This is a genomic window from Halalkalibacter kiskunsagensis (assembly GCF_037027555.1).
Taxonomy (GTDB): Bacteria; Bacillota; Bacilli; order Bacillales; family Bacillaceae_D; genus Halalkalibacter; species Halalkalibacter kiskunsagensis.
On sequence record NZ_JAXBLX010000047.1, the window covers coordinates 1 to 26,577 of the forward strand.

General features: G+C 38.5%; 20 protein-coding genes and 1 pseudogene. 3 read left to right on the forward strand and 18 right to left on the reverse strand.

Features of this window, described 5'->3' with window-relative positions:
* The coding region (locus tag SLH51_RS20100; protein ID WP_418770390.1) for an NAD(P)/FAD-dependent oxidoreductase at window positions 1-709 on the reverse strand (709 nt) is incomplete at its 3' end.
* 87 nt (window positions 710-796) lie between these two features.
* Window positions 797-2,269 carry a uroporphyrinogen-III C-methyltransferase gene (gene cobA, locus SLH51_RS20105; protein WP_335963316.1) on the reverse strand — a complete coding sequence of 491 codons (1,473 nt, stop codon included), beginning with the start codon at window positions 2,267-2,269 and terminating at the stop codon, window positions 797-799.
* A gap of 445 nt (window positions 2,270-2,714) precedes the next feature.
* Here cobA and SLH51_RS20110 point away from each other — a divergent pair, with 445 nt between their 5' ends.
* Window positions 2,715-4,229, forward strand: coding sequence for a NarK family nitrate/nitrite MFS transporter (locus SLH51_RS20110; protein ID WP_335963318.1), 1,515 nt, complete (start codon window positions 2,715-2,717; stop codon window positions 4,227-4,229).
* Window positions 4,230-4,485: 256 nt separating this feature from the next.
* On the opposite strand, the gene nasC is transcribed toward SLH51_RS20110, so the two are convergent.
* From nasC to SLH51_RS20135, 5 genes are all read right to left on the reverse strand, one after another.
* Complete coding sequence (gene nasC / locus SLH51_RS20115; RefSeq protein WP_335963319.1) at window positions 4,486-6,624, reverse strand: assimilatory nitrate reductase catalytic subunit NasC; 2,139 nt, start codon at window positions 6,622-6,624, stop codon at window positions 4,486-4,488.
* Between the two features lie 48 nt (window positions 6,625-6,672).
* Window positions 6,673-9,030, reverse strand: coding sequence for a nitrite reductase large subunit NirB (gene nirB / locus SLH51_RS20120; protein WP_335963320.1), 2,358 nt, complete (start codon window positions 9,028-9,030; stop codon window positions 6,673-6,675).
* A 320-nt stretch (window positions 9,031-9,350) separates the two neighbouring features.
* Window positions 9,351-9,833 carry a GyrI-like domain-containing protein gene (locus SLH51_RS20125; RefSeq protein ID WP_335963321.1) on the reverse strand — a complete coding sequence of 161 codons (483 nt, stop codon included), beginning with the start codon at window positions 9,831-9,833 and terminating at the stop codon, window positions 9,351-9,353.
* Between the two features lie 154 nt (window positions 9,834-9,987).
* Window positions 9,988-10,824 (reverse strand): ABC transporter permease, encoded by an 837-nt coding sequence (locus tag SLH51_RS20130; RefSeq protein ID WP_335963322.1) that lies wholly within the window; start codon window positions 10,822-10,824, stop codon window positions 9,988-9,990.
* On the reverse strand, window positions 10,824-11,828 hold the full coding sequence (locus tag SLH51_RS20135) for an ATP-binding cassette domain-containing protein (protein ID WP_335963323.1): 1,005 nt from the start codon (window positions 11,826-11,828) through the stop codon (window positions 10,824-10,826). The genes SLH51_RS20130 and SLH51_RS20135 overlap by 1 nt, the downstream gene beginning before the upstream one ends.
* A gap of 266 nt (window positions 11,829-12,094) precedes the next feature.
* On the opposite strand from SLH51_RS20135, the gene SLH51_RS20140 reads away from it, so the two are divergent.
* Entirely contained in the window at window positions 12,095-12,643 is a 549-nt protein-coding gene (locus SLH51_RS20140; protein WP_335963324.1) for a DUF3231 family protein, read from the forward strand.
* Window positions 12,644-12,850: 207 nt separating this feature from the next.
* Here the strand turns inward: SLH51_RS20140 and SLH51_RS20145 are convergent, their stop codons facing one another.
* The gene (locus tag SLH51_RS20145) at window positions 12,851-14,230 is read right to left on the reverse strand and encodes a Glu/Leu/Phe/Val family dehydrogenase (RefSeq protein ID WP_335963346.1); all 1,380 of its coding nucleotides are present in this window, start codon (window positions 14,228-14,230) and stop codon (window positions 12,851-12,853) included.
* 313 nt (window positions 14,231-14,543) lie between these two features.
* Here SLH51_RS20145 and SLH51_RS20150 point away from each other — a divergent pair, with 313 nt between their 5' ends.
* Window positions 14,544-14,921, forward strand: coding sequence for an SET domain-containing protein (locus SLH51_RS20150; RefSeq protein WP_335963325.1), 378 nt, complete (start codon window positions 14,544-14,546; stop codon window positions 14,919-14,921).
* A 76-nt stretch (window positions 14,922-14,997) separates the two neighbouring features.
* Here the strand turns inward: SLH51_RS20150 and SLH51_RS20155 are convergent, their stop codons facing one another.
* The 10 genes and pseudogenes from SLH51_RS20155 to SLH51_RS20195 all read right to left on the reverse strand — a co-directional run bounded on the left by SLH51_RS20155 (window position 14,998) and on the right by SLH51_RS20195 (window position 26,154).
* Window positions 14,998-16,098: an ABC transporter permease gene (locus SLH51_RS20155; protein WP_335963326.1), complete on the reverse strand. Its 1,101-nt coding sequence runs from the start codon at window positions 16,096-16,098 to the stop codon at window positions 14,998-15,000.
* A 2-nt stretch (window positions 16,099-16,100) separates the two neighbouring features.
* On the reverse strand, window positions 16,101-17,378 hold the full coding sequence (locus SLH51_RS20160; protein ID WP_335963328.1) for an ABC transporter permease: 1,278 nt from the start codon (window positions 17,376-17,378) through the stop codon (window positions 16,101-16,103).
* Window positions 17,379-17,391: 13 nt separating this feature from the next.
* The gene (locus tag SLH51_RS20165) at window positions 17,392-18,306 is read right to left on the reverse strand and encodes an ABC transporter ATP-binding protein (RefSeq protein WP_390183788.1); all 915 of its coding nucleotides are present in this window, start codon (window positions 18,304-18,306) and stop codon (window positions 17,392-17,394) included.
* Window positions 18,307-18,481: 175 nt separating this feature from the next.
* A complete protein-coding gene (locus tag SLH51_RS20170; protein ID WP_335963330.1) occupies window positions 18,482-19,111 on the reverse strand; it encodes a response regulator transcription factor in 630 nt (209 codons plus the stop codon).
* Window positions 19,108-20,250 carry a sensor histidine kinase gene (locus SLH51_RS20175; protein WP_335963331.1) on the reverse strand — a complete coding sequence of 381 codons (1,143 nt, stop codon included), beginning with the start codon at window positions 20,248-20,250 and terminating at the stop codon, window positions 19,108-19,110. Before SLH51_RS20175 ends, SLH51_RS20170 begins: the two co-directional genes overlap by 4 nt.
* Window positions 20,251-20,425: 175 nt before the next feature.
* A pseudogene (locus SLH51_RS24540) lies at window positions 20,426-20,596 on the reverse strand (AAC(3) family N-acetyltransferase); the annotation flags it as partial.
* Between the two features lie 96 nt (window positions 20,597-20,692).
* Entirely contained in the window at window positions 20,693-21,409 is a 717-nt protein-coding gene (locus SLH51_RS20180) for an AraC family transcriptional regulator (RefSeq protein ID WP_335963332.1), read from the reverse strand.
* Window positions 21,410-21,844: 435 nt separating this feature from the next.
* Window positions 21,845-22,675 carry an aminoglycoside 6-adenylyltransferase gene (locus SLH51_RS20185; protein WP_335963333.1) on the reverse strand — a complete coding sequence of 277 codons (831 nt, stop codon included), beginning with the start codon at window positions 22,673-22,675 and terminating at the stop codon, window positions 21,845-21,847.
* 216 nt (window positions 22,676-22,891) lie between these two features.
* Complete coding sequence (locus tag SLH51_RS20190) at window positions 22,892-23,485, reverse strand: dienelactone hydrolase family protein (protein WP_335963334.1); 594 nt, start codon at window positions 23,483-23,485, stop codon at window positions 22,892-22,894.
* Between the two features lie 230 nt (window positions 23,486-23,715).
* Window positions 23,716-26,154 carry a carboxypeptidase-like regulatory domain-containing protein gene (locus SLH51_RS20195; protein ID WP_335963335.1) on the reverse strand — a complete coding sequence of 813 codons (2,439 nt, stop codon included), beginning with the start codon at window positions 26,152-26,154 and terminating at the stop codon, window positions 23,716-23,718.
* Between the last annotated feature and the right edge of the window lie 423 nt (window positions 26,155-26,577).

Sequence of the window (26,577 nt, forward strand, 5' to 3'; positions counted from 1 at the left end):
GAGCTAGAGCTACATTCGGCTTAATCCCAACAGCCATAACAACTAAATCTGTTTTAAATCGTGTGCCATCGGTAAAGTAAATGCTTTCTACGCGCTTTTTCCCTTCGATTTCTTTCGTGTTTTTCTGTAAGTGGAACGTCATCCCTTGCGCTTCAAGCTCTTCTTTTAACATCTTTCCTGCTTGATCATCTAGTTGACGCTCCATTAAATAGTCAGCAATGTGAATAACATCGACTTCCATATCTAAGTTAAGCAAGCCACGCGCTGCCTCAAGTCCTAGTAAGCCTCCACCGATAACGGTTGCTCTCTTATACTTTTTCGACGTATCAATCATCGTTTCACAGTCTTTAATGTTACGGAAAGCAATTACCCCTTCTTTATCAGCTCCAGGTAGTGGAAGCATAAATGGATTTGAACCAGTAGCAAAAATCAGTTTATCGTACGGACGTTCCACTCCATTTTGACTGAGTACGATTTGCTTTTCTGTATCGACTTTAACAACCGGATCCCCTGTTACAAGTTCAATTTGATTTTCTGCATACCAGCTATACTCATTTAAAACGATATCATCAACTGTCGTATCCCCTTGAAGTACAGAAGATAGCAAAATTCGGTTATAGTTTGGATGTGGCTCTTCTCCAAATACAGTGATATCAAAACGATTAGAATCATTCTTTAAAATTTCTTCAATTGTCCGAATCCCCGCCATACCATTTCCTATTAGCACTAGTTTCTCTCTCACAATAACCTCTCCTTTATCGTTGTGATCAGTATCATTTTTTGCTTCGTACTAAACTTAACTTTCTACCGCTAAAACCGTTTCTTCTTCCCTAATTACCGTCATGATATTCTCGCCTTCTCTGAACCTTTTTACAGGTATTTTAGCCGCCTCGAGAATAAGACTCGTTTCTATGCCCCTACAGACAACGTTAAGAGTATTTATCACACTATCTTTTTCGATTCCACTCAATTTAAGAAACGTTACTAATTGAATGGCTTCTTTGGAGCTCGTTACTAGAAGTGTGTTCACATGTTGTTCTTCTATTAATCTATTAAATGCCTCTATATCTTTTTGGCTCACTTTATGTTTCGTTAAGACTAGCTCCTCTTTCCATTTTGGATATTCTAGTCTCATACTCTCAATCTCTACGTCTCCCCCTATTAAAACCGGCGATTGTAACTCACAGATACTTGCAAGCGATGACTGAATCCCTAACATTTGTAAGGTTGCTTTCACAGCATTATCTATTGCATAAATAGGAGATTCAATCTTTCTAAGATCTAAATCGTTCTCTCCAAGAGCACGTAAAAAGGTGTAGACACTTTGAGTCGAGAGAAAGACAAGTTGTTGTTCTTTAGACAGCTGTGTTATTTGATTTACCTGCTCGCTACCAATATTCTCAACCTGTGTTAGCAAGTTATGCTCATATACATCTGCTCCATTAACCTTAAGACTTTTAACCAATTGTTGATTCATTTCTGTTTTAGAAGGAATAAGGACTCCTCTTCCTGAAAGTTGCTTGTTATCAAACCAAGCTAATTTCGATCGCAACTTTGCGACATCTCCGACCACGATTATCGCCGGATTGGTTATGTTTGCTTGTTTTACTTTGTTGGCTATCGTAGCAAGTGAACCCTCGACAGTTCGTTGCTTGCTATATGTCCCCCACTGGACAACTAAAGCAGCTGTATCTTTTTCTTTCCCATTTTTGATCAATTCTGTTGTAATCGTTCTAAGGTGCTTCACACCCATATAAAAAACAATTGTTTCGACTCCCTTTGCTAAAGGCCCCCACTCAACGTTGGGAGTACCATCATCCTTGCTACCGTGTCCTGTTACAACAGCAAAAGAATTTGAATGTTTCCGGTGAGTAATTGGAACGCCTGAATACATCGTTGCCGCAATTCCTGCTGTAATTCCTGGAATAATTTCATAAGCTATGCGATGTTCGGCTAACAGCTCAACCTCTTCTCCCACTCTTCCAAAGACAGCAGGGTCACCACCCTTTAACCGGACAACTGTCTTTCCTTTTCTAGCATGGATCAGGATTTCTTTTTGAATATCTTCTTGTCTTAACGTATGTTTACATGGTTGTTTCCCGCAATAAATTAACTTAGCATCGTCTCTCACAGCAGTTAACAAAAAAGGATTGATTAAACGGTCAAAAATGACTACATCAGCCTCTTGTAAAGCCTGCTTTCCTTTTACGGTAATTAAATCTATGTCTCCCGGACCAGCCCCTACAAAGTAGACCATTCCACTTTTCATAATCACTCCCCCTTGCAACTGTAATTAATTATTTGATTTATATGTTTATCCTAAACCAACATCTTAGATACATGTTATATCCTGTCACTTTATCTGACATGGTTTTTTGGAATCCGCGAAACAACCCTCTTTTTCTAGAATTTGTTTTGAATGTTTCTGTTTTGTTTTTCAGTTTATTACCATTATTAAAAATACTTTTCGGATACCAAAATAAAAAACAAAAGGTTGATTTTTTCTCAAATAGACCATTTTTCTATTAAGTAAGAAGAAATTAGTCAAACCTTCCTAAAATGCTTAGTATTACAGGGGTGAAAATTTATGTGGATGACTTTTCCAAACCAAAAACTATGTAACATTTTCTATCCAATATTCAGACAACTCGCTTGATGTAATGTAAAAATAAAAACTATATTTAAAATATTGATTTTTTAGGGAGGCTTTTTCGATGACAGTTACGGAGATTTTTAAGTTTAAGAATGAAAGGATTAAAATTCTACATTTCACTTGGTTTGCATTCTTTATTTCATTTTTCACTTGGTACAATATGGCACCACTTGCAACTACGATGCTTGAGACGATGGATTGGTTAACACCGCAACACATTGCAGCACTCGGAATTTGTAACGTTGTTCTAACCATTCCTGCTCGGGTACTGATTGGATCTTTACTCGATAAATACGGACCGAGAAAAGTCTACTCTGCTTTACTCATTACGATGTCGATTCCAGCGATTGTCTTCGCTTTTGGAGATAGTTGGGCTCAACTCTTAATTTCTCGTCTAGTATTAGGTAGTATCGGTGCTAGTTTCGTTATTGGAATTCGAATGGTGGCAGAATGGTTTCCGCCTAAAAGTGTTGGATTTGCAGAAGGTATTTATGGAGGTTGGGGAAATTTCGGTTCAGCAGCTGCAGCAATGCTCTTACCATGGTTCGCTCTAACAATGCTTGGTGGCGAAGATGGTTGGAGATATGCACTAGCGTTCACAGGTGTTATTTGCTTCATTTATGGGTTTGTCTATTACTTTAATGTAAAAGATACACCAGACGGAAAACCACTTATTAAGCCAAAGCGTACAGGAGCATTAGAAGTAAGTAGCTGGGGCGATATGGTTCAACTGATCTTTTGGACGATCCCTCTTGGTGGAGCGTTAGCCGTAAGTGCTTGGAGATTAGCAGGTCTAGGATTTGTATCTGAAACAGCTTTATATGTTGTCTGGGCGGTAATTGGACTTGTCTTAGTGTATCAGATCACAATGATTCTTAAAGTAAATGTTCCTCTGTTGAAAAAAGGAGTTCCAGAGGATGATAAATATAAATTTAAAAATGTAGGAGCATTGAATAGTACGTACTTTGCTAATTTCGGTGCCGAACTAGCGATCATTTCGATGCTACCAATGTTTTTCCAGTTAACATTTTCACTTTCTGCTTCACAAGCAGGACTCATCGCTGCATCATTTGCCTTTGTGAATCTACTTGCTCGTCCTTTAGGTGGCGTTCTTTCTGACCGAATGGGCAGTCGTCGAAATGTTATGCTAGTCTATATGGCTGGTATCACTGTTGGACTCTTTGGAATGGGCTTTATGGATTCTAGCTGGCCGCTTATTGTCGCTGTTGCGATTACTGTTCTTACATCCATGTTCATTCAAGGTGCTGAAGGTGCAACATTTGCCGTTATTCCAATGATCAAAAAACGTGTAACAGGGCAGATTGCTGGAATGGCTGGTGCATATGGAAATGTAGGTGCAACCATTTACCTAACTTTGTACACGTTTGTAACGCCGCAACAATTTTTCTTTATCCTAGCGTCTGGAGCTCTCGTCAGTTTCCTAATCTGCTTCTTTACATTAGAAGAGCCTAAAAACTCGTTTGGTGAAGACTACTATATGTCTTCAGATGAAATCGATGTGATAAATAAAGAAACAGAAATCGAGGTAGAACGTTTGAAGAAGAAAGTACTATAGACTGTTCAAAAGGGAATCTTTCTCCTTTAAATAAAGTAGGATACGTACTATCAGTTGGAAACATCGAAGAAAGTACTTCTCTCATTAAATGAGCTTAACCCGCTTTTGTAACTAATGAAATAGTTACAAAAGCGCTTTTTTTTATGTATAGATAGGACTATGCCTTCTCTAACAATCCCTTTCTCGAATTGCTTGAATTTTTCAGACAAAAAGCAACACATGGAGTATTTTACCCCATGTGTTGCTAATAAAACCGTTAATTTGCAACGGGACTAATCTTCACTGCACTCACTTTAAATCCTGGCATCTTGCAAGTAGGATCTAATTTCTTAGATACTAACCTGTTCACATTTTGCGAGTCAGCCCAATGAAACGGTACAAACACTGTATCTTTTCGAATGGTTTGTGACCACTTGCTTCGAACAACAATACTGCCTCTTTTAGACTCAATTTTCACTAACATATTATCTTTAATCTGATACTTCTCTGCTGTAGATGGATGGATTTCCATATACGATTCGAACTCTCGTGCTGCTAGCGTTGAACTTTTCCTTGTTTGCACACCTGTTAAATAATGAGACATCACTCTTCCAGTCGTTAAGTAAAGAGGAAAGTCTTCCGTTGGCTTTTCTTTTGAAATGGCAGGAGTATTTGAAACAACCACCATTGCTGCTTTTTTGTCAGCATGGGCGAACTCTGTTTCAAATAACCTTTCAGTTCCCGAGTGATTTTCATCCGGACAAGGCCATAAGATCCCTTTTTCTTTTCGCAAGCGATCATACGTAATTCCAGAATAATCGGCAATTCCACCTCGAGTTGCTATACGTAACTCATTGAACACTTCTTCGGGAGACGAGAATGAGAAATACTCACCTTTTCCAAGCTCCTCTGCTACCTCACAAATAATTTGCCAATCATGCTTCGCTTCACCTCTTACCGGAAAGCTAGCTTCTCGTAAAGTGACTCTTCCTTCTACATTTGTCATCGTACCAGGTGTCTCTAAGTACGAAGTTGTCGGCAAAATTAAATCTGCTAATCTAGCAGACTCTGATATAAACATATCAACCGCTACGAAGAAGTCTAGCTTTTCGATTGCTTGCTTAACAAATTCAGCACTTGGATTGGAGACAACAGGATTTGAACACATAAGGAATAGGCCTTTAATTTCACCTTCATCCATTTTTTGAATCATTTCAAAGGCAGAAACCCCTTTTCTTGGCAAGTCCTTTTCATTAATACCCCAAACGCCAGAAATATATTTTCGGTGCTCGTCATTTTCAATCGAACGATAGCCAGGTAATTGGTCTGCTTTTTGGCCGTGCTCTCTTGCACCTTGACCATTCCCTTGACCAGTCACAGCACCAAACCCAGAATACTTCTTACCTATTTTCCCTGTAGCTAATAGGATATTCAAAAAATTTCTGACAGCCGTCGATCCATCTGTTTGCTGTTCAACTCCTCTTGCCGTAAAAATCATCCCAGATTCTTCTCTTCCAAATACAGTGGCTGCTTTCTTGATTTGATTGACTGGTACACCAGTAAGTTCCGAGACCTCATCCAAATCTAGTGACGATACATACTCTTTTACTTCTGTAAATCCATTAACTCTCTCATGAATAAACGACTCGTCTATAAGCTGTTCTTCAATAATGACCTTCAACAGTCCATTTGCAAGTGCAGCATCCATGCCTGGCTTTACTTTCAAGTGCAAGTCAGCCATTTTTGTCGTTGACGTTTCTCGAGGGTCAATCGCAATTATAAACGATCCATTTTCTTTCGCCTTCTCAAAATACGGCATGATCGTTGGCTGACATTCTGCAATATTCGTTCCAGCAAGTACAAGGCACCTTGAATGAGGAATTTCTTGAATCGTGTTTGTAAAACCACGATCCATTCCAAATGTTTGTGCTGCAGCCGAAGCCGCAGCTGACATACACAAACGTCCATTATAGTCGATATATTTTGTCTCTAAGCCGACACGTGCAAATTTCCCAAGCAAATACGCTTCTTCATTCGTAATTGTTGCACTGCCATAGACGGATAACGCATTTTTCCCATATTGTGATTGAATGGAGGTAAATTTCTCTTTGATAATACCCATCGCTTCTGCCCAAGATATTTGTACGAACTCTCCATCTACTTTTAATAAAGGATGCTTAAGACGATCTGTATGAATTGCATGCTGATGAGCATTTAATCCTTTAATACAAAGGCGCCCCTCAGAAGTCGGATTATTTTTTCCTACTGTCTTATATTTCTTTCTTGTTACAGTTGACTGTTCAATGAGCTGCATTTTGCATTGCATACTACAAAAGGGACATTGTGTATCATAGACTTTCTCTGTTTCGGCTTCCTTTTGTTTTGTTCGAAAATAGCGTAATAACATTTCAGTCAAGGTGTCTCATCCTTTGCTAGCTTATTTGTCACATCTGGACACGTCATATCAGGTAACAGTTTTCTCCAATACTTTTTTATTTTGGTTAACGTCATGCTCCAAGTTAGCCAGTAATTGTTGTCTTAAATCATGATCAAATAATACCTCTCGAATATGCAGCAAGTTGATTCGGTCCATCCATTCCCATGTACGTTCCGAATATTTAGCCGTCTCACGATAATATTGAATGAATCCACAAATTAGTTCAAACACTTCTTGTTCTGTATCCGTTACACAAAGCAGTTGACCTGAACGGACGTTTCGACCACTGCTTCCCCCCACATAAATTTCAAAGCCTCTATCAAATTGGATAACCCCAATGTCCTTCGTTGTTGATCCAGCCCCATTGTGCATACACGCTGATATACCCATTTTAATTCGGTATGGTGTGGTTAGATACTCCGTTTTCTTTTCTACTTTAACAGCCAGTTCCAAGGCGTTATGCTTCTCGCACTTACAAACTGTCTCACCAATACAAGTTTTAATGTTTTGTACCGTATTGCCATATGTGCTACTTAAATGCATATCTAAATCGTTCCAAATCGGTTCGAGATCTTCTTCTTTCACCCCGAATAAATGAACTCTTTGCTCACTCGTTATCGCTACATTTGGAATTCTATATTTTTCGACAACATCAGCAATCTTACGTAATTCCTCTGCATTCGTTACCCCACCATACATTTGCGGAGTCAGAGAATATGTCCCATCACTTTGTAGCGTTGCATTTTTTCGATCATTGAGGAAAAGTGATTCTTGTTTCGTTTCATACTCTGGGTAGATCATTCCAAGATAATATTGCAAGGCTGGTATACAGGTTGAACAGCCTTCCTCATTCTTCCACCCAAGCTCACTCATTACCTCATGAACAGTCCTTAAATCTAATAGTTGCATTTCTGTAACAATCTCTTCATCAGTTAATGTCGTACAGGAGCACATCGTCTCTTTCTCGATGACTTCATCAAAGTCGTCACTTTGAATATATGAAAGTAAATCTGTCACTAATGGTTTACAACCACCGCACGCAGTTGAAGCTTTTGTACATTTCTTAACTTCCTCAACCGTTGTTAACCCTTGTGTTTGACATGCCTCAATAATTGTTCCTTTTGTAACAGCATTACAATTACAAATCAGATCTGTTTGTTCCATGGAAGCCACTTGGGAATCCTGACTAGAAGATTGTAGAATCATTATCTTTTCCTCGTCTGTAATGACCTTCTGCTTACTGATCATATCAAGAAGCTTATTGCCAGCTTTTGTGTCCCCAAATAAGACAGATCCTATTACTTTGTCTTCTTTCAAAACAATTTTTTTGTATATACCAGCTAACTCATCATATTGTGTAATGGTTTTCGTTTCTTCATCTGGCTGGAATTGCCCTACAGAAAAGACATCGACACCTGATATCTTCAATTGAGTTGATAAGGTAGATCCTTGATATCCACTTTCTTCTACACCACAAATGTGCTGGGCTAATATTCTACCTTGTTCATATAACGGTTTAACAAGTCCATATACCATTCCTCTATGCTCCACACATTCACCAACAGCATAGATATCTGGTTCACTCGTTTGCAAATAGTCATTAACAAGAATAGCTCGGTTTGTCTCGATTCCACTATCCTTAGCCATTTGTACATTCGGCCTTACACCAACCGCCATAATGACAGCATCTGTTTCAACTACAGAGCCATCTTTAAAACGCAGCCCTTCAACACGGGATTCTCCAATAATTTCCTCAGTTGCTTTGTTTAACAAGAAATTCATTCCTTGACTTTCCAGTTCTTGACGAAGCATGTTCGATGCTGTTTGGTCCAGTTGTCTTTCCATTATATGTTCAGCGATGTGAACAACATCTACACTCATTCCTAGATTGAGTAAACCCCTAGCTGCCTCTAACCCAAGTAATCCTCCACCAATCACAACTGCTTTTTTATACCCGTTTGATATATTAATAATCTTTTGACAATCTTCTATAGTCCGAAAGCTTACAACACCTTCTTTATCCGCTCCAGGAATCGGTAACACAAAGGGGTTTGAGCCTGTGGCAAAGATGAGCTTATCATACGTAACCTCTCGCGATTGATCTGTTCTTACCACCTTTTTCTCTTTGTCGACCTTTACAACCGTCTCACCTGTATAAAGCTGAATATCGTTCTTCTCATACCAGGAGCGATTATGCAGCGTAATATCCTCTACCTTTGTATCTCCTTGTAAAACCGTGGATAACATAATTCGGTTATAATTATAATGTGGTTCACTTCCAAAAACCGTAACCTCATACATGTTAGGATTGTTCTTTAAGATTTCCTCAATGCAATTAATACCTGCCATGCCGTTTCCGATTAAGACTAACTTTTGCTTTTCCATCTTAGAAACCCTCCAGACCATAATCTATTCGCTTATTTGCACTATAGGATTGTCATCATTCAAAGATATATCTAATTTACTTGTTATTAGTAGTTACATCAGTCTCATTTTATCGAATAGTGCTAGATAAAATCTCTAACTATGTCAGATGAGCTGACAAGGAAATGTTTTTCATAGGTGTGGTTTCCACAAAAAAATTTGAAAATTACTAGAAACGATAAGAAAAGACCAACCATAGACTAAAGGCACTAAAAAGGAAAAATTGCCCTTTCCAGTGCCCTCTCTTATCATTGGTCATTCTTCATTGCGTTCTATCGTTTTTACTTTCTAATAGGAACCCATATCTCAGTGCGATTTAAATCAGATGTTACATCTTCTCCCACTGGATATACTTCCATTTCCGGTGCACCACTATGCTCATAGCCTGTTGCAGGAAACCATTCTGAAAAAATACGCTGCCATAGCTCTTGAACGGAATGAGGCAATGGTCCGATTGCGTCAAAGACAGCCCATGTTGCCTTTGGTATTTTTCTTTCTTCAAAGCTCGCTGGTACGTTTGCTCCATTTGGTTTCACAACAGCGATCATATAAATGAAATCATGCTGAACTTTATCAAAGTCTAGGCATAGTCCAAGAAAACCCATGTTCTTTGCAAAGGGTAGTAACTGTTCTGTTGTTCCATCTTGATTGCTTTCCTGCCAAAATTCAGGAATTTTTTTTGAGTTCTCTCCATTTTCAGTCGACACTCTTACCCCTTTTCCGATAATTGAAAAGGCCTCCCTTTCAACAATGCGGTAATTCATATTAACCGCTCCTTCCATCTTCACATTACGAACATACGATCTTATCCCTAGTATCATTTATGCCATATATAGAAAGAGTTGTCTATAATTTTTTTCATTTACAACAGAATAGCCCTGATGCCTCTTTATGCATCAGAGCTATTCTGTACTTTTATTACCTTTTATTTCGATACAAATACATCGTTAGAGGAGCGAAGATTAGTAGGATGATAACTGATGCTACTAGCACCCAACCAACTTGTTCAAATGTTACTGTCCCATGCATTAATCCACGTACTGCGGTCACGAGTAATGAAATTGGGTTCACTTCCACGAACGCCTGCAACCATGATGGCAATGTCGTCGGATCAACAAAGACGTTACTTACAAAGGTCAGAGGAAAAAGTACCATCATGCTGACACCCATAAGCGACTTCTCTGTTCTTAGGATTAACCCAAGTGTGGTCCAAATCCATGATAAACTAAATGAAAACCAAACGAGTAACGCGACCGAAAGAATCACACCGACCGTTCCACCATCTGGACGAAACCCCATAATTAGTCCAAGCACAATCATAATGGTTGAGGCAATTGTGTACCTGAGCGCATCCATCATTAACATACCTACTAGAACGGACGGTCTCCAAATTGGTAACGAGCGGAATCGATCGAAGATACCCTTCGATATATCATTGTTTAACTCCATTCCCGTGTACATCGTGATCGTCACCACTGTCATTGCCAATATACCTGGCAATAAGAACTGTAAATAATCACCGGTTGATCCAGCAATGGCACCACCGAACAAATACGTAAACATCAACAAAAACATGATCGGGAAAACGGTAACATCCATCAGCTGTTCCGGTACATACTTGAGCTTCAAGAGCGCTCTCCATCCGAAAGTAAATGTATTCGTCAATCCACTTGGTCGACTCGGACGTTCTTTATTCGAAAGCACTTTGAGCAAACGTTCATCTATTTCTGTTCTCTCCTTACTAGATGACGGCATTATGCTTTCACCTCCCGAGAGAAATCCTCATCCTCTGCACTTCGCCCTGTTAAAGTAAGAAACACTTCATCAAGACTAGGTTGCCCAAGAGAGAAATCCGTTACTTTAATATCTACACGTGCCAACTCACCAAGAGCAAAGGCCACAAGTTCATTATCAGTTACTCGAACGGAAAGAGCTGACGGATCAGATTCATATTGAATGGCTGTATCTAATTTCTCAGCTAATATTTCCGCTGCTTGTGCTCTTGTTTCTGGATCAACAAGTCGCACATGTAAAGTTCCTTCCCCTACTGATGCTTTTAGTTCCGAACTTGTTCCTTCTGCAATGATCTTGCCTTGGTCAATTACAGCAATTCGATCAGCTAATTGATCAGCTTCTTCAAGATATTGAGTCGTTAACAATACCGTTGTTCCTGCGCTAACTAGAGCTCGAACAATTTCCCACACTTGGTTTCGACTACGTGGATCAAGTCCAGTAGTTGGCTCATCGAGAAACAGCAAATCTGGCGTCACGACAATACTTGCAGCAATATCAATCCGCCGTCTCATTCCTCCCGAATATTTCTTCACCTGTCGGTTGGCTGCCTCCTCTAGACCAAAGGCTTGAAGTAGATCACGAGCCCTTTCTTTTGCCTGGGTACGCGAAAAACCAAGAAGCCGAGCAATCAACACAAGATTTTCCATTCCTGAAAGATCTTCATCTACAGAAGCAAATTGACCGGTCAAACTCACACAGCTTCGAATAGCATCAGCTTCTTTAACCAGATCATGCCCGAGAATTTTTGCACTGCCCCCATCTGGTTTCAATAACGTAGCCAACATACGTACAGTAGTTGTTTTCCCTGCTCCATTCGGACCTAAAAATCCATATACTGTTCCTTTAGGAATTACTAAATCAACACCGTTTACTGCTTTATTCTTTCCAAATAACTTTACAAGCCCGACAGCTTCGATTGCTAATTCTTGATGAGTATGGCTAGTCCTTGAATCGTTCACGAGCATCACCCTTTCTACACGGTATTATACGTTCTACTTAACTTTATATGATGAACAATTGAAAATCATCCGACGCAAGGCTGAGAAACTTTTCGAATCTCCTTTTTTAACTTAATTATTGAACTCATGCCTCCTCAAGCCTCAAAAGAAATCACTATATCCTTCTCCTTATTCCTAGTTTCAATAGGATCACCATGAAACCTTTTACAAATGTATAATATTTACAATGCGGTTAACCATATGATTAATTACTATTAAAGGAGGAATGATTTTTGCCAAATAAGATAGAAGCCTTATTTGATTATCTTCGGACAAGGTTTGATACTGAGTCTAAATCAAAGCTCCATATTGGAGAAGCGATGGGATGCTGGCTTTATTACACAGCCATCGCAGAAGAAATCCCTGTTTTGGAAACTGCCTTAAATACGACCACTGATAATGTACTAATCGAACTAATTAAAGATGGCATAAAACTTGGTCAGCATCAAAAAGACACGTTGGAAACATTTATGATTAAAGAAGGCGTTTCCCTACCTGAAACCTCTATGCACAAACCAAATTCAGATCCTGATAGCATCCCACTAGGAGTAAAAGCAACAGATTTTGAAATTGCTAATCTTATTTCAGCGAAAGTAGCCTCTAACATTGTCATGTGTTCAACGAATATTAGCCAAAGCATCCGAAGCGATATCGGACTCATGTGGATCAGGTTCCATTCCGAAAAAGCGATTTACGGCATGGATGTAAAGACAAAAATGAGAGAACATGGTTGGATTAAAGTTCCACCTTATTACTATCCACCAGGCGTACCAACGACCTAGTTTTTCTTTTTCATAACGGTACTTACTTAACTGAACCAACTGAATTCTTATTACTTCTAAATTAAGCTTAGAAGACCACTAAAAAACAGTCTCGAAGTACGTTCTAAAAGCCCGCTATGGATGGTTTCTCATAGCGGGCTAGCAACTGTCGCTTTATTCGTGGCATACTTAGTTTTCTTTGTTTTATACCTTGTAAAGAAACGACAATTAGTATAATTTGCCTTGACGATACAAGACTGTCGATAATTTCATCACGGAATGAATATAACAATTTTGCCGTAATGGAAATGGATCTCCAAAATACTGTGGTAGGATCGTATCCATTGTTGCTTTCATCTTATCTACTAAGAGCTGAAAAACCTCTTCTTCGCTATAAAATTGCGTTTCACGACCTTGTAACCATTCAAAGTATGATACGATGACCCCTCCCGCATTCGCTAAAATATCAGGAATAATAATCACACCTTGATCACTCAAATATTTATCTGCTTCACCCGTAACTGGTGCATTGGCTCCTTCGACAATAATTCTAGCTTTAATTTGCTTCATGTTGTCCTGATGAATTTGATCTTCTAACGCTGCTAAGATTAACACATCTACATCAAGCTCTAAAACTTGATCTCTATCAAGAATATCCGCTTTTATTCCACATTCAGATAATTGTACATCTGTCGTTGGGAGATCCCCTTGATTTTTTGAAGTATAACCAATTAAAGCTGGAATATCTAAGCCCTCTGAATTATAAAGCATAACATTTCGATCACTTACAGAAACGACTTTATTTTGTAAAAGCGCACATTGATATGCTTCAAGCGCAGCAACCGAACCAACATTCCCAAATCCTTGAACAGCAATTGTCAGTGGCCGATTTTTATAATGTAATACGGTCTTAGCAAATGTATTTCCTGAATTCTCCAGAAAAGTCTGTTGATCCTTTAAGAAGTCATGTAGGATGTACCGAAATGAAAAATATACCCCTTTCCCAGTTGCTTCTCGTCTTCCTAAAGAACCACCATTTATGATGCTTTTTCCGGTGAAGCTTCCTCGATACGGCTCACCCGGGCGAATACTTTTGTACTCAGCCATCATCCAATCCATTTCACGATCACCAGAACCCATATCCGGTGCAGGAATGTCTTTATCAGGTCCTAAAATATCGCTAAAGTAGTGAACATACTTTTGACAAATTAAATTTAACTCTTTTACGGAATGTTCCCTTGGATTGATGATGATGCCACCTTTTCCACCGCCAAACGGCACATCATGAAGAGCATTCTTCAGCGTCATTAATGCAGCAAGGTTAACAACTTCTTCTTCATTAACAGATTCATGAAATCGAACACCGCCTTTATACGGGCCAAGGGTGTTATTATGCTGTACTCGAAAAGCAGGAATTCGAACCACCTTGCCATTCTCCAAAGAAATACGTAAAAATGATTTATGTACTTTGTTTGGTGTAGAAAGAATGGACGCCAAGGACGTAAATGCTTGCTCTCTTGACTCTTTTTGTAGTTGCGGTAAAAAGGACGTATCTTCTAACAAAGCATGTAATGAGTCTTGAACGATTGATCCAGTTTGACTTGCCATAAAAATAAACCCTCCTACTTTTCTCTTTTCACTTAATAAGTTCACAACCGATTTTTCCAACAACATAACTCCTTACAACTTTTACCCTTTTTCTTTAGTAACAAACATGGTAGAACAAAATAAACGAATCCTTTCTCTGTTTAGTATTAGTTTTCAAATGTAGAAAAAATCCCCCTTTCTTTTCTTAATGGCGGTTACATGACTAAGGAAGGCTCGTATTGTTGAGACTTATTGATAGTCGAATGTGAATAGCAATGTTATAGTCAGATGAAACTAATAATGTTTAATAAAGAAGAATGTGTAGGTGACGAACATGATTGAGATAAAGATTTCTAGGGTTAGCGAAGGCGAATTCAATCGAGGGGTATTTGCAACATGCGATATAAAAAAAGGTGAGCTTTTCCATGAAGCTCCTGTTGTTCCCTACCCGAATGAGCAACATGAATTCATTGAACAAACGGTATTAGCTGATTACGTCTATGAGTACGGAATCAACCATACAGCAGTCGTTTTAGGGTACGGGATGCTTTTTAATCACTCGTATGAACCTAATGCAACGTATGATATTAATTTTGACAATCACACGTTTGATTACTATGCTTACAAAGATATAAAAGCAGGGGAAGAGATCTTAATCAATTATAATGGTGACGTTGATGACAACGACCCGCTTTGGTTTAATAAAGAATGAAGCATAAGAAAACAGGTGCACTGGTGCACCTGTTTTCTTATGCTTTTATTGTTTCTCCCTAAGTTTTATTTACAATCTATCTGCGCTCCATTAAATTAATTCCCACTCCCATACAAACGACCCCAAACAATAGCATAATGGAAAGTGGTTCCCCTAAGCTTAGTACGCCTCGGTCATAAATGGATGCACCCTTTAATGCATCTATGCCATAAAAAATTGGCATGCCTTGTGAAATAGCCAACATGATCTCATTCGTCACAACTTCAATCGGCCAAAACGCACCACCAAGCATAGCCATGGCTGAGGCTAAAATTGGGATGACCGCTTGGAGTTGCTGACTTGTTCTTACCAGTCCTATAAGAAGGATGCCTAAGGATACAATTGAAAATGTGTAACAAGCAATAATAATAAGCATCGTTCCAAACCGATCACCCAAGTCAAATCCAAAAACAAATTGGAAAAGCAAAAAGACGAAAACAATTTGGGCATATCCAATCACAAAACAATAGATTAGATGCCCCAAATATAATTGCCATTTACGAAGTGGCGACAAAATAATTCGATTCCATGTCCCCATACTTTTTTCTTCTGCGACATTCATCAAACTAAACAGGATCGTATAAATCGCAAAGAACAATGTCATTCCAAATAATATTTGCAATTGATCATTATATTCAAAAGAACTCCCTTCTCCTTCTACAGAAGAAGTAGTAACTGCCAGTGTCTCATCAAGTAAAAAACGTTCCACGTCCGAACGGAACTTTGTTGCCACACCGCTCTTTTCTACCTGTCTTAAGCGTAGCTCCTCTGTAAATACTTGATGTACGTACCCTTCAACCACATAGCGATTCGGTTCATCAGCCGCAATTAAAATACGATAATCATTTTCTTTCAGTTCAACCGCTAATCCTACATCCCCACTTCTTACTGCCTGTCTTGCTTCGTCTTCTTCGATCCATGTAAACATAAGTGTATCTGATTCATTTAACTTTTGTAACCATGCCTCCCTTTCTTCTTCTGCCAAGGAGTCATCCGAGTACGTATAAACGGTTGCTTGGTTCTCTCCTCCAAACCCTGCTAACACAGATACGAATACAATCGTTAAAAGAAAGAAGGATAAAACCAAAATAGGAGCTCGCCGGAACCGTTGCCACTGCAATAGAAACACAGATTTCATAATCAGATCGACCTCCTTCTTGGAAAGATGAATATACTAACAAGCAATAATACGAGTGCCATCCCTGTAATTCTACCAAGTGGAACGAGCAGTGAACTCATACCAAACCCTTGCATCCATTGCAAATAAGCTGATAGTGCAGCCCCGTTTGGCGTCCAACTTCCGATGTTGCCGATAATGGCAGGCATCTCTGAAACAGGCATGAAACTTCCACCGGCAAAGGCGAAAATGGACACAATTCCACCGGAAAAAATGTGGGAAACCGCATCACTATTAAAACGAACAACCAGGGACGTTAGCAAAGCAGCAAATCCACCGACACAAATAGCTAATACAAGAGATATAAGTGCCATACCTAGCCAAAATTCAAGGGATGTCTCCAGAAAAGGCTGAAAAATAAGTCCTGATAAACTAAACAAAATCAGCAACTGACCTAACACAACTACAATGGTTGAGATCACCTTCCCACTTAAATACACAAAAGGATGTTTACCTGATAGCAAAATTCTATAAAATACATGCTGTGTTTTTTCAACATATGCCTTACTAGAAATCGTCGAACCTGCAAATAGAACAAACATAACCGCCATGGCGATGGTGTAGTATTGAAAAGAGTTAATCGGATCATTGGTAGAAACTGTTTCGATTCCTCCTAGCTCTATCGTTTCTGCTACTGGAATCATCACTCCCGCTTCTTCTTTTGCAGCCATCGAAATAGCTGTTTCAAAGTTCAAGGTACGAACAAATTGATCAATGATTGTTTGAAATGTGTTCGCCTGTAACGATGAATGATCATGAACCATGATTGAAAGTTCACTACCTTCTCCTTCATTAAAAAGCATCCTTTGTAAGGAAGAGTACGTGAACTCCTCTGGCACTATTAAGATCGCAGCAACCTCACCATCTAGTAATGCTTGTTTGGCAACCGATGCTTCTAGTTCTTCAATCTCAATCATGTCTTGTAGACTTTTATCATCTAGCGTTCGGTGCAATAGAGGCAATGGGCTTACGTCCGCAGCCGCTACACGTAATTCATCGACCACTTCTTCAGGTAATGACATGTGCTCAAGTTCTTCAATGAATTGTTCGACCCCTGCTTGTTCATTATCAAGCTCGACAAGCGCAACCTTCATGTTTAATGCTTCCGTATCACCACCGAGTAATCCTCTTAAAGCAAACCCAAGGATCGTCAATAAAATAAATGGCATCATAAGGAGAATAAGAAGGTCTGACCGATCACGCAGAAGAATAAGTATATCTTTCTTCAAGAATGTGCCCACAAATGACCCTCCTTTAATCTCGTAATTTTCGTCCAGTTAAATGTAGAAATACATCTTCTAATGACGGGATTTGCACAGTAACATTTAGAATTTGTACTTGGTGGCGTTCAGCTGCTTGAAACACACCAGCTAACAATCTGCTCCCCTTTGGAACAATTAACTTTAGACCACTGTCCGTCTCAATCGTTTGCCTAATCCCTTCATGTGCTCGTAAATCGGTGACAAGTTCTGGATACGGTCGATCTAACTCAATGAAAATCGTTTCCTCTCCTGATAAAATGCTTTTTAATTCATCTTTTGTCCCAGAAGCGATAACCCGTCCATGATCCATAATATAAACGCGATCGCATAATCGTTCGACTTCTTCCATGTAATGGCTTGTATAAAGAACGGTCAACCCTTTTTCACGGTTCAAATGTCTTACAGTTTCTAAAATGTGACTGCGTGACTGTGGATCGATCCCTACTGTCGGCTCATCCATAATGAGTATTTCAGGTTCATGCAGCATGGCAGCTGCCATATTGATCCGGCGTTGCATCCCCCCTGAGTACGTTTTGACAATGTCTTTTTGCCGTCCATCTAGTCCAACAATCTCAAGCACTTCTTGAATGCGTCGCTCTAATTCCTTCCCTTTTAACCCATAAATCCGACCGAAAAATTTTAAGTTTTCATACGCTGTTAGTTCCTCATAAAGAGCTATTTCTTGTGGTACAATCCCGAGAACTTTACGCATTTGGGCAGGATAGTTGACAACACTTTTTCCGTGTAGCAATACATCACCTGTAGTCGGTTTAATAAGTGTAGAGATCATTGAAATGGTCGTTGACTTTCCTGCACCATTTGGACCAAGAAGCCCAATCGATTCCCCTTTATCCATATATAAGTTCACCCCGTCTACAGCGAGCTTGCCTTTAAATACTTTTTTCAACGCTTCAGTTTCAAGCACAACGCATACCTCCTTTTTAATAACCCATGGCTGACTGCTTACGTCTTTCTCTACTATGTTCTTTTACTTTCTATTAAAAGTATATACACAAAAAGACAGTGCCCCCACTGTCTTCCGTCACTACCTATCATTCATTTCATGACTTAAGTCATTTTTCTCACACGACATTGTGCCGAATCGCATAAATCGCAAGCTGTGTGCGATCGCGTAAGTTTAATTTATCTAATATGATACTAATATGATTTTTAATCGTTCCGACAGATAACCCAAGCTCGCCTGCAACCTCTTTATTGCTGCGCCCTTCTCCGATTAGCTTCATGATCGCTAATTCACGAGGTGTAATGGATTGATCCACTTCTTCCTGCTCCCTTTGGTTAATCAGCCTAGGCATTACTTTGGCAGCAACCTTATCCTGTAAGGATACCCCTCCTGATAAGCAGCTGCGAATCGAACGGATCAGCTCTTCTGGCTCAGCATCCTTTAACATATAACCCCTTGCTCCACTCTTTAACGCCTCAAAAGCATATTGATCATCATTAAAGGTTGTTAGTATAAGGACTTTTTGATCTGGCCAGCGTGAATGAATCATGCGAGCTGCTTGAAGTCCGTCCATAACTGGCATCCGTATATCCAATATAATCAAATCAAAATAATGAGATTCACATAAATCTACGGCTTCTCTTCCATTGCTTGCTTCTGTGACATGTAGTTCTTTATCAGTTTCGATCATCATTTTTAGCCCTTGCCTCACCATTCCCTGATCTTCCGCTAACAGGATTCGAATCATTCTCTCACCCTCTCCTTATCATGTAATGGCAATGTACCACGAACAACAAACTTCTCATCATACTGTTTGATTACTAATTGTCCCCCAACATGCTCCATTCGTTCACGCATCGCTGATAGTCCAAAGCCTTCGCGAAACAATGTGCTTTCCTTTACCGGGTTCGTGACTTCAAATCGAAAGACACCGCCTGCTGGTGCTTCAAATACGATATCAACCTCCCGCGCACCACTGTGCCGCATCATATTCGTCAATGCCTCTTGAACAGCTCGATACACAGCAATTGCCTGCTCGTTTCCAAGAGAAGCAGTAAACGCACCTGGCTTGATCGAAAACTGTACACGAATATAGCTTTCTGCTTCTAATTTACGGATCAGACTAATAATCGCAGATAACCCTCCGACTTCATCCTGTCTTAGTGTTTTCACCGCACTCCTCGTTTCTTCTAAGCTTTCCTTCGCTAATGTCTTTAATTCTGATATGCGTGCCTGTGTTGGCTCATCTGCTTGCATACGAAACACCTCGAGCTGCATTAAAAGAGCGGTCAGCTTATGCCCAACAGAATCATGAATATTGCGGGCAATTTGAGTACGCTCCTCCTGACGAGCCATCTTTTCATCTGTTGCGATGCGACGCTTCATTTTGCGGTATTCGCTGAGTAATGCCTCATTTCGGGCAACCATTTCCTCTTCGCGTTGCAACATTTTCCGAAAGACAAGAAAAGCCAAACTTAGTGACAATGTATAAAGACATAGAAACATAGGTGAAAAAACAGGGTAGTTATAAAAAAATGGGGCAACTAAACCGATTAAAAGGACCAAACCGACTGAACAAGCTTGCCACGGAGTTAGTCGTAACACAGCTTTTCCTGCTAGGAGTGAGAAAACAAGTAACGTATAAGGGTTTGGATCTCTCTCTTTCTCTGGCCACAACACAATGATTGCAACGAAAGCAGTGACAAGTAACAACAGCATAAAGAAATCTTGTTTTTTCCGAATAAGCGGAGCAAGAAAAAACAAGGCAAAGAAAACTGCGCTGCCTAACGTACGTAACGGCATGTCAGCAGGCGTGGCGGCTAGATGGTGCATGGCAAAAAACCAAGACGCTAAAAGGAGCAAAAGCCAAATCCAATAAGAACGCATACGTTTTCTCCTCTCTTGCTTTTTCAAAATACCGTATCCACAATTAGGTCTATCATAGCAAATTGCTAAAAAGAACAAAAGAAGGAAACGACCAAGTAGGCTCGCCTCCCTATCAACAAACAGTCATTTTTTCCGAAACTACTAGGTAGAGAACCCTCTTGTAAAATAAAACTGTTTACAATGATCGATGTATCTTAAAATATTGCTCAGACACATCTACTGCAGTAGAAAGGGAAAACAAACGCGATTGCGCCTGTCCAATTCTCCCTTTCTCCACTTGGCATTTATCTTCAAAATGCATTCCTAGTTCTTCAAATACCTCTTCTGTAAGTTCGATATCTTTCGTAAATCTCGTTTTATCGTTTCGATTGTATGTAAGCTCTTTGTCTGTTTAATTACGTCTTCCAAATCTATCAGCCCTTCTATTGTGTTTAGCAATTATTTATGTTTCTTTTACGGCTTTAATCAGGTTGATATATTGAAGATCTCCTAAGCCATAATGAGGAAACTGCTGAAATAATTGATTCAGTAGTTCATCCCATGGCATATCTATACGTTCTTTTATATAATTAGTGATTTCATTCTCTTCCTTTTTGTATTCTAGATATCGCTTCATTCCTAGTTCCATCACTGGATGTAATTGAACTTCAGGTGGATGATGATGGATCAAAACTTGTTCGTATACTTTTTTATAGCCTACTAGCAACATGTCTATTGCATTCACTTCATCAGTCACTTCGTTAATCATATGAACCCTTACTTTTCCTTTGAATCTTTCTTGTTCTAACAATGCCAATGCTGTTAGCAAATTCATTTGACAGAACATATCATCACCAAACCATAAAACAATGCACTTATATTTATGTTCAAACAAGGACTTTAATGGTGTAATGGTTATCTCCTCATACTCTTGTAACGATACTTGATGCCCTGATGCCCGTTTATGATTAAATTCATTGCTGAAAATGTTATTCGTCGTTTCATTGGAACACATTGCTTCATTAAATGGAACGTACTGACCCTTTTTCATTAACTCGTGCTTAGAAAATTGTTCATACATCATCTGTCCATTTAAAATATGTAATACTTCATGTTCAAATTGAGCATGAATCTGAGTTTGCAACTCTTCTATTTTTTGTTTCTGTGAGTTGTCTATCATGCTTCAACACAACCTCCTTTACTACCAGTTCCTTTATATCCTGTACGAGTCCGGCAACCCATTTTGAAAAAGATGCTCACTACTATCAATTCACAACCGCATTTTGTGGTGCAATTAGAAATACAATTTCTAGTGTGAATTTGGTTTTTTCGATAGGTAACGGAACCCTTTGCTTCATCAAGCAATCACTTTTTGAATTTCAATTTTGTGCTTCAGTTCCCAACTTTATTGTCTTTTGTTGCTTTAAAATAAAGTTTGGTCAAAACAAGTTTTAATTTATTTGATTGAGCTATTTTTTTATAAAAAAGTTTGATATCCTGTGTTGCTCAACAATCGCGCCCGATTGTTGAAGATTGTTATTAAAAGAAAGCCCCCTTTAGTTCAACTTTTCGAAAACTATAAAAAGGTAGCAAATTGCTACCTTTAATATAAACATCAGACCATATTAAGTATTTCATTAACCCTTTCAGGGTCTTCTTCTAATCCAAGTTTATTACATAAACTTTTATGGACTCTTTTGAATTCGGAAATCATATTTTGTATCACTTTCATTATTTCTTCAGGCTCCCTGCTACTATGCCATTGTTCTAGAAGTGTTAACTGCCAATCGGATAGTTTACTTCTTACACCTTCCAATTTAGCCCAATCTCCAAATGCATTTGGCTGTATCTCTGCCTCCATATACCAAGCTGTTGTCATGGACAAGCGTAAATCATCTAAACAATGCAGGGCATAATATATTTCTTTTCTCATTACTCTTCGATAGGCTTCATGAACATATGCAAAAAATTTCGTTCTCCAAATCTCAACCTCTTGAACAGTTGGCTCATATGATAAAACCATTGATTTTGCTAATACATCTTCTACCAATCCAGTATTATCGTGAACAATTTTTATATTTTGAAGCCAAACTGATGGCTTAATATCCTTTATTTTATAGTAAAATGAATCCACTTTAACAAAAGTATCATAATGGGCAATACTGTGAGTTGTCCAAGGGAAGTCTTCGTAAAATAAAACTTCACCCCAGTTTTTAGCCCTTTGCTTTTTATTCAACCTATATTTTTCAAACACTCCATCTTTGATCACGATACGGAGATCAATATCAGAATATAAGTCTGTATTTTGATTTCCTAGTGAACCTCCATAAAATACTGCTAATACATTTTCATCGTTTAATAAATCTTGTTCAATTGAATTTAATAATATTTGGCGATGTTTTGGAATTTCTAAATCCCTTTTTTTATGTTTAGTTTTTAATCCCACACATAACAAACCAACCCCTCATATAATACTTTCCCAATAATATAATTCGCCAAATAAAGGAAAGTCCCTTCTTAAAACAAAACTGCCTTTCAATTGCTTAACTTCAATTTCAAGATGAACCATTTTAATTCCTTCCTTATTCAACAATATGGCCCTTTTCATGAAGAAAGACGCTTTCCTTATTTCAGAAAAGCGCCCGTTTGCGGAATAAATAATTCAGTTATTTTTGAAGAAGTGTAATGTTTCTCTAAATGTACTTTTAGCTAATTCTTCATTGTATTTAGAAGAATATGGATCAGTAAATCCGTGTTCACCACCAGCTATATGTACATTTATATTTGGTTTATCTAAAGTTGAAACTAATTCATCTACATTAAATGATTTTTCCACTTTCGGAAAAAATAACAACACCGGACATTTTGGGTATATATTTACATAGTCCCTAATACGTGAACCATAGTATCCAACAATACCATCAACACATTCTTCCTCACTACACAACCACGCAACCGTTGCCCCTACACTAAATCCAATGATAAATATTTTTGAATACCCATCTTGAATTTCTAATAATATATTTTTTACTTTATGTAATCCGTTTGCGAAACCTACATTATCCATAAAATTATGGTAAGCCTTTACCTCTTGAGAATAATCAAAGGGTATTTCTTGTTCTAATAAATTTGGACAAATAACATCAAAATTTTGTTCTGTTAGTAATTCACATAAATCCACCATATGTTGGTTAATTCCATATATTTCGTGAACGACAATAATTAATTTATCGGATTTTTTGTTTATTTTAAGCACCCTATTCCCTCAACTTCATTGTCGTCTACTTTTATAGATATTGCTCCGCATAGTTCTTCATTTTCATAATAACCAATGAAAGTTTCTTCGCAATGTTGCAAAGTATGAACTGTATCCTTTAATGGTGGTATTTCATTTGCACGAACGCACTCTGCGACTTACTTAACCATAAAGGATTGGGTTCAACAGCTAAGCCGTTGAACTCCAATCCTTTTAAATAATTAATTTTATTAAGGGTTTATAGTCCCATCCTGTAACTCGAGATCAAGAGTATGAACTTTCTCACCATTAACGATAGCATTTCCTTCTTGAATACTAATTGGCATATTAAAAAATACCGGTCCATCTCTAAAAGTATCTACATAAAGCAACTCGTAATCGCCATCAGCTAAGCGTAATTTATACGTTCCGTCATAATTAATCCAACTATCTTGCCAGTCAATCCACTCGCCCTGGTCATTAACCTTTACGACAGCCACATAACCTCCTCTGATCGTTTTCCCATTATTGTAGACTTTCCCTGACAAAGTCACCGGGTTTACTTGAATATCTAGAAGGTCTTCCGTTTCTCCATCTATGAATAACTGCCCAGATTGAATCGTAAATTGTTTCCCAGATACAAAAGACGTCCCATCATACAGATAAACATAACTCACTTGATAATCTCCATCTGGTAAGCGGAATGAAAACCTACCTTCCTCATTCGTCCATCCCCAGAAATGGAAGTACTCTCCATCTGGATCCGTCGTACTAGTATGAATGGTCACATCTCCTTGAACAGAAACCCCATTGTCTGTGAGGTATCCGATTAGAGTAACGGGAGGTACCTCAATTTCCAAGACCTCTCTTAATCCGTCATTTACGTACAATTGACCATTACGAATCTCAAAAGGAAGATTCACATAAGTGTTAGAGCCGTCACCAGTATAAACATCTCTAACCATGTAACGGCCGTCTGGCAAACGCATCGTAAACGTTCCATCAGCGTTAACCCATTTCCAATAATAAAAATCCTCGTCTAATGAAATAACACCTATTTCTCCGCTATCGAGAGGGTTGTCGCCTTCTTTTAAAATACCGTGTAATGTCACAGGCGGAATTTGGAGCGCAAGGATAACCTGCTTCTGCCCATCCACGTAAAGCTGACGATCCTTTATTTCAAACCTTTGAGAAAGCGGAATTCCTTCATAATCCTCAAAGAGGTGCAACCAAGTGACTTTATATTCACCGTCAGGTAAACGCAGAGAATAGATTCCATTCTGATCAGTAGTAGCATAATACCACTCATAGCTGTCCTCTGAAACTTTCTCAATATTCACATGACCTTGAAGGCTATATTCTCCATCTACTATTTTCCCAGAAAACGTAACAGGAGGTAATTCAATGTTCAAAGAGTTTATAGCCTTACCATCTTGTATAATCTGTCCGTTTCGTATCTCAAATGAAATGTCTACTCTCGTATAACGATGATACTCATCAATAAACGAAATTTGGTAGTCACCATCATGTAATCTATAAGCAAAGTTCCCTTTATGATCAACAGCTGCACCGAAATAATCTTTTGCATAGCCATCTTCAGCGAACTGCTCGATTTCTACATAACCATAGTTCAGTGGTTTCTTTCCATCATAAACCGTACCCTTTAAGCTAATAGCAGGAATCTTCACATCTAAAACGGCGGTTTCCTTTCCATCAACGAAGATGTTACCGCCAACAACTGTAAACCTTTGATCATCCCAAGCATAGTACGTTTGATCAGCTACACTTAGTGAATACTCACCATCAGGCAACTCTCTTAATTGAAATTCGCCTTTGTTATTTGTCGTAACAGACTGAATAAATTCAAAGTAATAATCCTCTTCATCAATCACTTCTTCTAAATAAACATCAGCACCTGACACAGCCTTTGAGCTATCACGAACCAGCCCTTTATAGCGATTCTCAGGAAGCGTAATTGACAGAGAACTCTCTTGCTCGCCATTCACATAAAGATCTTTTCCTTCTACAGAAAAAGAAAGATCATAACGATAATAGTCTCCATCTACTAATACGCCCCACATATAGTAATTCCCATCAGGAAGAGCAGCTGAAAATTGTCCATTCTTTTTACTTGAAACGATAAAAACCTCTTCTTCATACTCTACATCTGTGTATTTAGCAATCAGCAGATCACCTTTTAGTCCTTTGGTTCCTTCCGTTAATGTTCCTTGAACATTATGTTGAGCTTTTCCTTTAGGCTCTTTCATCTTACTCTTTTGAGAAAGATTGATTTCATTCTCTTTTGCCCCTTTAACCTTGCCATCTTTTACAGAAAAAGATGCGTTAGCATTATACCAAGTATCAGCCTCATTTATAGCCATTATCGTATACGATCCATCTGGTAACTTTGTTTTTAACTTACCAGTTGAGTCTGTCAAAACTTGATACGCTTTTGTCGATTTACCCTTTTCTTGGATGAAAAGAGATGAATTTCTTAACTCATGACCCTCTGATTTCACTTTTGCTTCAACACGTTGACTCTTAACCTCTTTTTCTTTTTCGGTTTTCATTGCTTGGTATTGATCCTGATTTCTGTTTTCGTTTGTTTCAGCGAACGCATTTACTGATAAACTTGCTAATAAAGCAATAATCAATACTAAAAATAATAATTTTCTTAATACTCCAACCATCCTATTTCCTCCCAAATATATCAAATAAGTAAAAAGCTATTACCGGAACTCCTCTCCACGGAAGACCGCATTAATACTAGCGATAAGTTAATTCTACAAAATTACATTTTTTTCCTGCCGGTTTTTCGTTTGTGAAAATATATTTTTTCTAGGTCTTTTAGTACTTATCAATAAAAAAGTAGTTGAACTCAACATCTTTGTTACAACAGAAAAAAGTCAATGCGCTTTGCATTGACTAGCTGACTTTATTGATGCTGATGTTACATTTATATGCACAATTGAATGTACAATTAAGGACTAATTACTTTCAATATAGAAAAGGCGATTACCACTGTTTAGCAATCGCGCCCTTTAATTGAAGATCGTCCAGCAATAATTTTAGCTGAATAGAACAAAAGATATTGCTCATAAGCTATCCATTAC

Excerpts from the sequence above, each read along its gene's own strand:
- cobA (WP_335963316.1), bottom strand. The coding sequence starts at position 2,269 with ATGAAAAGTGGAATGGTCTACTTTGTAGGGGCTGGTCCGGGAGACATA.
- SLH51_RS20110 (WP_335963318.1), top strand. The coding sequence starts at position 2,715 with ATGACAGTTACGGAGATTTTTAAGTTTAAGAATGAAAGGATTAAAATT.
- nirB (WP_335963320.1), bottom strand. The coding sequence starts at position 9,030 with ATGGAAAAGCAAAAGTTAGTCTTAATCGGAAACGGCATGGCAGGTATT.
- SLH51_RS20125 (WP_335963321.1), bottom strand. The coding sequence starts at position 9,833 with ATGAATTACCGCATTGTTGAAAGGGAGGCCTTTTCAATTATCGGAAAA.
- SLH51_RS20130 (WP_335963322.1), bottom strand. The coding sequence starts at position 10,824 with ATGCCGTCATCTAGTAAGGAGAGAACAGAAATAGATGAACGTTTGCTC.
- SLH51_RS20135 (WP_335963323.1), bottom strand. The coding sequence starts at position 11,828 with ATGCTCGTGAACGATTCAAGGACTAGCCATACTCATCAAGAATTAGCA.
- SLH51_RS20145 (WP_335963346.1), bottom strand. The coding sequence starts at position 14,230 with ATGGCAAGTCAAACTGGATCAATCGTTCAAGACTCATTACATGCTTTG.
- SLH51_RS20150 (WP_335963325.1), top strand. The coding sequence starts at position 14,544 with ATGATTGAGATAAAGATTTCTAGGGTTAGCGAAGGCGAATTCAATCGA.
- SLH51_RS20155 (WP_335963326.1), bottom strand. The coding sequence starts at position 16,098 with ATGAAATCTGTGTTTCTATTGCAGTGGCAACGGTTCCGGCGAGCTCCT.
- SLH51_RS20170 (WP_335963330.1), bottom strand. The coding sequence starts at position 19,111 with ATGATTCGAATCCTGTTAGCGGAAGATCAGGGAATGGTGAGGCAAGGG.
- SLH51_RS20175 (WP_335963331.1), bottom strand. The coding sequence starts at position 20,250 with ATGCGTTCTTATTGGATTTGGCTTTTGCTCCTTTTAGCGTCTTGGTTT.
- SLH51_RS20180 (WP_335963332.1), bottom strand. The coding sequence starts at position 21,409 with ATGATAGACAACTCACAGAAACAAAAAATAGAAGAGTTGCAAACTCAG.
- SLH51_RS20195 (WP_335963335.1), bottom strand. The coding sequence starts at position 26,154 with ATGGTTGGAGTATTAAGAAAATTATTATTTTTAGTATTGATTATTGCT.